Annotated in this window: 3 protein-coding genes; 1 reads left to right on the forward strand and 2 read right to left on the reverse strand. The window is 54.3% G+C overall.

Features of this window, described 5'->3' with window-relative positions:
* On the reverse strand, nt 1–257 hold a 257-nt coding region (locus tag K5905_RS28290), incomplete at its 3' end, for a hypothetical protein (RefSeq protein ID WP_297590634.1).
* A 325-nt stretch (nt 258–582) separates the two neighbouring features.
* Between K5905_RS28290 and K5905_RS28295 the strand changes: the two genes are divergently transcribed.
* Nucleotides 583–2,673, forward strand: coding sequence for a tetratricopeptide repeat-containing sulfotransferase family protein (locus K5905_RS28295; RefSeq protein ID WP_297590637.1), 2,091 nt, complete (start codon nt 583–585; stop codon nt 2,671–2,673).
* Between the two features lie 190 nt (nt 2,674–2,863).
* Here the strand turns inward: K5905_RS28295 and K5905_RS28300 are convergent.
* The coding region (locus K5905_RS28300) for a VCBS domain-containing protein (RefSeq protein WP_297590640.1) at nt 2,864–4,502 on the reverse strand (1,639 nt) is incomplete at its 5' end.

A 4,502-nucleotide genomic window follows, 5' to 3' on the forward strand; every position in this document is an offset into this window, starting at 1 on the left:
CTGATATTGGTTCCGGTGATGCTGCCGTCATTGCGGAGTGTGCTGGTGTAGTCCGCGACGCTTATTTCAACCAGGGTGGAGCCACTTAGTGGGTCCACGGTAATGGCTCCCGTCGACGTCACCGTAAAGTCCTGATCGGTCGTGCTGACAACCGGTGTCGATGTTGTTGTGTTTATGGTCTGCGCCAAAGCACCGCCGGCCATCAGGGCTGTAGAGGAGATCGAAAACACAAAGAGGGAGGGTGCAAGGCTTGCCACCTTTCCCTTCCACTTCGTTACCCGCCCGCCTGTTTTCGTAGTTGTTCGACGTCGTTCCCGTTGACCAATCAGGTTCATTCCAAATCCCCAGCACCAAATAGCTTGAACCCCACGGAATCTGCCGAAGGGGTGACTGGTCTGAGGGGTATTGAGTAAGAGATTTCGCGACTAGTTATCGAAAGTTATAAGCTACTGAAAAAGGGTGGTTTTCTAACTTTGGTTTATCGGGTTTATGCCCCGGTCAGGGCATTGTTGTGCAAACAAATTGTCTTCCTCAGGTACGCACAGCGAGCCGAACCTGCAGGAGCTGTCCGGAAAGCCTTCAATGCCGAATCGATCCTCCCAGAAACTTTCTCTCACCAATGCGATCACTCTTGCTCAAAAACACTTCGAAGCGGGTGAGCTGGAGGCATGCAAATACCTGTGTGAGCGCATTCTGATCGCGGTGCCGTCGCACTCCATGGCGTATCATCTCCTTGGGCTGGTCGCTTTCAGGGGAGATCACATTGAACAGGCGCTGGACTATCTGGAGGCGTCGCTGTCTCTGGAACCTCAGAACCCGATGTTCCTCTCCAACACAGTCGAAGTGTTGCGTTCCGGAAAGCGGATTGGCCGCGCGATTGATCTCGGCAAACGCGCGACAAAGGCTGCACCGCAGTCGGCAGCCGCGCATTCAAACCTGGCGTTGGCTTACTATGACGACCGACAATATGACAAAGCCAAGGTGCTTCATGCCAAGGCGCTTGAGCTGGATCCGGGCTACATTGCTTCATTGAACAATCTGGGCAGCATCGCAAGAGAGGAAAAAGACCCGGAACACGCCATAGAAAAATATCGCAGCGCGTTGCAACTGGATCCGCTTCACGAGGAAGCGGCAAACAATCTGGTTACTGTTCTCATTGAACTCGACCGACTGGAAGCTGCGCAGAGCGAAGTGTCACGGATCTTGTCCAGAAACTCCAGCAATGTCGACGCCATCTGCAATCAGGCGCGTATTCATCTGGCGTACCTTGAACTCGACAATGCCGAGGCTCTTTTCCGAAAGGCAATGTCCTTGCGGCCCGGTCTCGGATCTGCCTGCTTGGGCCTGTCCCAGGTTCTTCTGGAAAAGAACCTCCCGGAGCTTGCGCTTGCAGCTGCCGAAGAGGCCTTGAAGAATGATCCCGAAAACCCTGCGAACCTGCACCAGACGGGCGTCTGCCATAGCGCCTTGTCCAACTCGGAATTGGCCAGAGAGTTCTACGTTCGTGCGCTTGAGATCGAGCCGGCCTTCAAAGCCAGCCTGATCGGACGCGCGCATCTACACATGGAGCTTGGTGAGATGAACCAGGCCCGAGCTGACCTTGAAAGAGTGAGGCAGTTGGACCCCGCCGACTTTTCCCCGCTTATCGGCCTGAGCAGGATCAACAAAATCAGGGACGCCGAAGATCCGGTTTTCAAGGCCCTGGAAAGACAATTGTCAAATGCGGCATCCATGTCTCCTACCAACCAGATTGCCTATCGTTTCGGACTTGCCGACTGCTACGATGCGCTTGGACGATGTGACGAAGCCTGGGAACAATATACGAAAGGAGCCGCCCTCAAGCGGTCCAAGATTCACTATGATTCCGAGGCCCGGGACCGTCAGATAGATGAAATCATCGCTCGCTTCACACCCGAATTCATTGAAACCTTGAGGCCGTATGCCAACCACTCGGCCAAGCCGATTTTTGTCCTGGGCATGCCACGGTCGGGCACCACGCTGACGGAGACGATCCTGGCAAGCCACCCGAGTGTTTTCGGGGCAGGGGAACTGGGGGATCTGCAGCGGATATTTGGATTTGATCGCGGTGATGTCCGCCAACCCTTTCCGCAAAACCTGTCGGGTCTGGCCGGTGAGGATCTGGTCTCAAGAGCTTGTCACTATGTTGCCTGTCTTGAGGCACACTCAGTCAACGCCCGGCACGTGACCGATAAGATGCCCTCGAATTACAACATGATCGGCCTTATCAATGCTTTGCTTCCGAACGCGAAGATTGTGCATGTCAGCCGAAACGGGATGGATACCTGTCTTTCCTGTTTCACGCGACTTTTCGAGCGCAGCCAGCACCAGAGCTACGACCTGATCGAACTGGGCCGGTATTACAACGGCTATCGACGTCTGATGAACCATTGGGAAAAAGTGTTGCCACCGGAGGCGATGTACACGCTTGACTATCAATCGCTCGTCGAAGACCCGGAGGGTCAGACACGCGCGCTTTTGGCTGCCTGTGGTCTTGCCTGGAACAAGGATTGTCTCGAATTCCAAACAGCAAAGCGACGGGTCAGGACGGCAAGCATCACGCAGGTTCGTCAACCGGTTTACAGGAGTTCGGTCGAGAAATGGCGGCGATATGAAAAACACCTCAAGCCGCTTGCGAACCTGATCGGCATTTGAGAAGAGTGATGCGCCATCACGAACCGGGCTGTTTGAGCCGCAAGGATGCGACTGCAGCTCGGCAACGACGTTCGGCGCAGTCCGATGATCAGCCTTGATTTTCTCGAAACATTTGCCGGATCCGCCCAATCCTGCCTATGTTTCGCTGCGAAGGTGTGGCTGTTCCGAATTGTTTTGGTAGGTCCTGGAACTAGACGATGAAATTAAAGTCGTCCGGTGTGAGCTTGAACACCAGGTCCTCATAGTCTCTGTCACCCCCTCCTGTGACATCTTCAAATCCGATTGTCATTGAGGTTCCATCTGGATTGACGCCCGACAATACGTGCTGAAGTCCGTCAGTGTTCATGTCTTGTGCGTAGCTGTGCAGGGCTGTTCTGCCCGACGAAATGCCGTTTACCGCAAACCAGATATCCGGACCGTCGTCTACATTCGCTGTATTGCCGTTCGAATCCACGAAATTGAATGTGTCCTCGGAGGACAGGCGAGACGCGAATCTGCCTGCGTCCTGAAGCAGGAAGAAACCAAGCGTGTTTCCGTCCTCAACGCCTTCAATTCTGGCACTCGCTCTTGGGCTGGACGTGGCATCGGCGACCAGAATGCGTACACCGACGATATCACCGTTTGGCGAGATCTCGTAAACGCCCAACGTATTCCGGTATCCGGCATATCCTACGGGGACAAGCTTCACAGCAAAGGACCGGCCACCGTCACCATTCAGGAAATCCTGGTTTGCGATACCGTTGACGCTACCTGCATGAAGGGCCTGACCGTCTTCAAGCGATGGCAAATAGGTCTCAAAAGAAGCAAAGGTGCGGGAACCGACCTTGAAGACCAGAAAATCACCGTTACCGAAATCACCTTTCAGATTGAACGATGTATCGGGTATTCCATCTCCGTTTGTGTCGAGAGTAACCTCGCCGGTATCTTTGGAAAACTCAAAGGAATCCCGGCTGACCAGAGTCTGAAGCAAGATCAGTTCATCGTCCTGGTTGAGATCGGTGATCGTGTCGCCATCGAAATCTTCTGCAGTTCCAATGACTTTGTCACGGCCATCGCCCAGAGTGATGACGTCTTTTCCCAATCCGCTTCGTGTCGTGTCGTCACCAGTGCCGCCGACAATCTCGTTGTCTCCCGCGTCGCCGGTAATCGAAGAACCTTCATCACCTGTGGCGACAAAAGATTCATCCAGATCATTTACGTTGATAGTGAAGGATCGGCGAACTGAGGCGCCAGAGCCATCGGTCGCCTCTATATCAATCGTATGGGAGGTCTCGGCTTCAAAATCGAGAACCGCGCCATCGGCGACCCGCAATGTGGCGCCATCCAGCACGAACAGGCCGCCAGCGTCGGTCAGCAACTGCAGAGAATGATTGTCGTTTGCGTCCGGGTCGGACACCAGAACGTCAGCCAATGCGGTTCCTGAGGCGGTATTCTCGTCAATCGCGTATGCAGTGAGAGATATGGAGGCGGGCGCATCATTTACGCCGGTGACGAACAGGGTTACCTGTTGCGAGACGGTTTCACCGTCGATGGTGTTTGCAACAGCGGTAAATACTTCTCTTGCAACCTCGCCGCTGGAAAGCACTTGTGCAGCCTGGTTGTCAAGCAAGTAAAACCAGTCGCCCGCACTGGTCAGGCTGAACGTTCCATAGGTTCCGGCGGTGTTCGTCTGAGCTGTGAATACAGGATGATCTGTTGGGTCGGCGTCACTGGTGATCAGGCTGCCGGAAGCTGTCAGTACACGGTCCTCTTCCAGGGTGCCTTGTGATGCTCCTGTGATAACCGGAGCATCCTCAACCGGAGAAATTGCCACATCTACCAACGCTGTT

Source organism: Roseibium sp., from assembly GCF_025698965.1.
Classification (GTDB): domain Bacteria; phylum Pseudomonadota; class Alphaproteobacteria; order Rhizobiales; family Stappiaceae; genus Roseibium.

Bases quoted from the DNA above. Each gene is read 5' to 3' on its own strand.
- K5905_RS28295 (WP_297590637.1), top strand. From the start codon at position 583: ATGCCGAATCGATCCTCCCAGAAACTTTCTCTCACCAATGCGATCACT.